This window comes from Pseudoalteromonas sp. T1lg23B (assembly GCF_002964665.1).
Lineage (GTDB): Bacteria > Pseudomonadota > Gammaproteobacteria > Enterobacterales > Alteromonadaceae > Pseudoalteromonas.
The window spans coordinates 26,984-29,783 of record NZ_PQBZ01000013.1 but is presented as its reverse complement, the minus strand read 5'-3'; the positions used below and the strand labels follow the sequence as shown (position 1 = coordinate 29,783).

Here is a 2,800-nt window from a genome sequence, read left to right as displayed (position 1 = left end):
ATATTGCTTCCCTTATTATTGTTTTATTAGAATTTATTCACTAACCATGTGTTCGGATACCGCCCTAACACACCGCTCCATCGTTGTAGAAGCGGGTGTTTAAGTCATAAAAAGCTGCACACAACTAGCACTCTATTTACCGCCTCATTTCTCATTCAAAATGATGCCAACGAACCAATAAGCTCCCCTTACCGTCAGCATGACTACTTATCTATGTAAGGTTTGCCGCCATATTGAAACGCATCCTGCACCTTCTTAAGTGAGTGCTTACCTCCTTCTTTATCCTTATTTAATAAGTGAAGCTTTCTAAGTTGAGCTAGCTTCATTAAAGAAGTTGTCATGTATGGAGCGCATCAATACAGGCTTGAACAAATTGTCTACGATGTGGTGATTGAGCAGTACTGGGATAAATACTAGGTAAGTGTAAGAGGAGAGGTTTCGACGCTATTTTGCCGCCTTATAGTTCATTAGCGCACGCTAAAAATTGTTGCGCTTTTCTATGGTAATCATGACGTGTTTAGGTCGTTATAATGAATTGCTTAACACTACTTGATGGGCCGCAAAGCTAATAATAGTGGGCTATTAGCAATAGTTTGACGAATGAGATTATGCAGCTTTTTGATGGTAGGACCGCTGATTGTAAGTACCCCAGAAAGTGCTTTTTGAGCACTCGGAAATGCGATATTTTCACCCTGCCTGTAGGAACTATCAGGTAGCAATAAAAACCATCGTTTTTGCCCGTCCTGTACGAACTGTCAGGTAGTAGACTGGACTCAACTGTACTAATCTTGAAGAGCCACTTGAGATCGGTTTTGGCAATAATTCAGTAATAAGATATTACATAATTCATATTACTAAGTTGTTATCTCTGTGTTAATGTCATTCCCGTATGGTAGAGCAAGAACCCTATTCATATGGCGCTATTCTTACCATTACTACAACAACTCACTATTTATCAATATCGTGCCTATTACATGGAATGTATATCAACGACTCAATGCTGCGTAGCCGTGATCTGCGCAGGTAGTTCGTGTGGCTGGTAATGGATAAACGTGAATTGAAAAATTAACGTTATAAACAAATGTCTGCTACGACTATAAGGAATATTCTAATGATTAGACAAACCGATCACTATTTTGGCTTTATAGGCACTTTACTTGGTGGAGCGCTCATTCTTTTCTTCTTCATACTGGTGCAAGACAGCGTTTCTTCGCACTATGTAGATACTGCAAAGTTAGCTGTGGGAAATAAGGCGAGCGACGCCTGGGTTGTATCCATAGCCACCTTCGCTTCTTTTTTGGTCTGCTCGACCTTGATATTTGCACTCGTGCGATTCGGAACAAAAGACTTCTTACAATATTTGGCGATTAAAGCATCTTCAGCACCCGATTTAGTCAAATGGCTGGCTGCTACTGCTTTGTTCCTAGTGGTAAGTCATTCGCTCATGTATGCAATGGACAAACCCTTTGCCGATGAGTATGCCGTTTCTCTTTACACCTCTGCCGATGCGTTGTGGTTGTTGCTAATCGCGGTAATTGTTATCGCGCCACTTTTTGAAGAGCTATTCTTCCGTGGTTATTTGTTTCATGGCTTTTCACGCTCATTTTTACGCCCTGCTGGCGCTGTGATCCTAACCTCTCTACTGTGGGGCATGGTACACCCACAATATGAGCTGTACTTGGTTGCTATCATATTTTGTCAGGGGATCATGCTATGTCTTGCTAGAATGCATACCAACTCAATTTTAACTTGCGTCCTTATGCATGCTCTTATCAATACTACGGTGGTGCTCAAAACCATTTATTATGTGGAATTTGTCGCAGTCTAAAAACGGCTAAATTATTCTATCTATCACAACTAATCGCTATTCATGAACAACAATAATGCATAATTGGGTATGAATATATTTATACCCTTGCCGCTCAGAATACGATGTAAATAAAAAAGCCCTTCACTTGAAGTGAAGGGCTTTTTTATTGTTTCGCTTTAAGCGAACCGACAATCGAATGTTAAAGCATGATACTGGCAAGCATATCTTCCCCCTCATCATCCATACCTGTTTCAACAAACCCAAAGCCCGCGTAAAAATCTTTTGCAACGGGGTTGTCGGTTTTATAGCAAATTTCAATTTCCTTCACGCTGGGACATGCTTTTATCTCGTCCAAGGCTAGCTTCAAAGCCACTCGCCCAATGCCTTTTTGTTGATGATTTTGATCGACCATAAAACGCCAGATTGAGACTTTATGCAAAGACTCCTTAACCCACATAAAAAAGCCAACGGGCTCATTGTCTGCGTATATCGCTCTAGTGACATAGCCATCATTAAACTTGGACTCAACAATTGACCACATATTGCACGCGACCCACTCTTCCTGCTCTTGTTTAACATCGAGATCACACACAGCTTCATAATTATCCTTACTTATTTCTCGAAGCGATACAGCCACTTTGATCTCCGTTTACCAGTGATTTTGTAAAAACGTATTTGCGTACGACCTTAATGAGAGATATGGGCAAGCACTAAAATTTCAATATTGGGGACTTGTTATGGTGCTGTCGCATGCTGTTTATTCAGGCATTAAAAAGCCCCTGATATCAGGGGCTTTTTAGATATTCTTAAGATTTAATGTCTAAAGTACATTTTAGAACGGTAATAAATTGCAAAAACGCACCACAAACTAGTGAGTGAGTGAGTGAAAACCCTCTAAAACAGGAGTTTGAAACCAAGTCAAAAACCAATTTTAATAAACAATAACTTTGATTTTTGTGTAGCAAAGCGATGATTTGGCCTCAAAACCAG

At 40.2% G+C, this 2,800-nt stretch carries 2 protein-coding genes; one reads left to right on the top strand and one right to left on the bottom strand.

What is annotated here, in order from left to right:
* Positions 1 to 1,111 precede the first annotated feature (1,111 nt).
* Entirely contained in the window at positions 1,112 to 1,828 is a 717-nt protein-coding gene (locus C2M32_RS03945) for a CPBP family intramembrane glutamic endopeptidase (protein ID WP_158678105.1), read from the top strand.
* Positions 1,829 to 2,009: 181 nt separating this feature from the next.
* Here the strand turns inward: C2M32_RS03945 and C2M32_RS03940 are convergent, their stop codons facing one another.
* Positions 2,010 to 2,447 (bottom strand): GNAT family N-acetyltransferase, encoded by a 438-nt coding sequence (locus tag C2M32_RS03940; RefSeq protein ID WP_105167212.1) that lies wholly within the window; start codon positions 2,445 to 2,447, stop codon positions 2,010 to 2,012.
* Positions 2,448 to 2,800 lie beyond the last annotated feature (353 nt).

Coding starts and splice junctions, on each gene's coding strand:
- C2M32_RS03945 (WP_158678105.1), top strand. CDS start 1,112: ATGATTAGACAAACCGATCACTATTTTGGCTTTATAGGCACTTTACTT.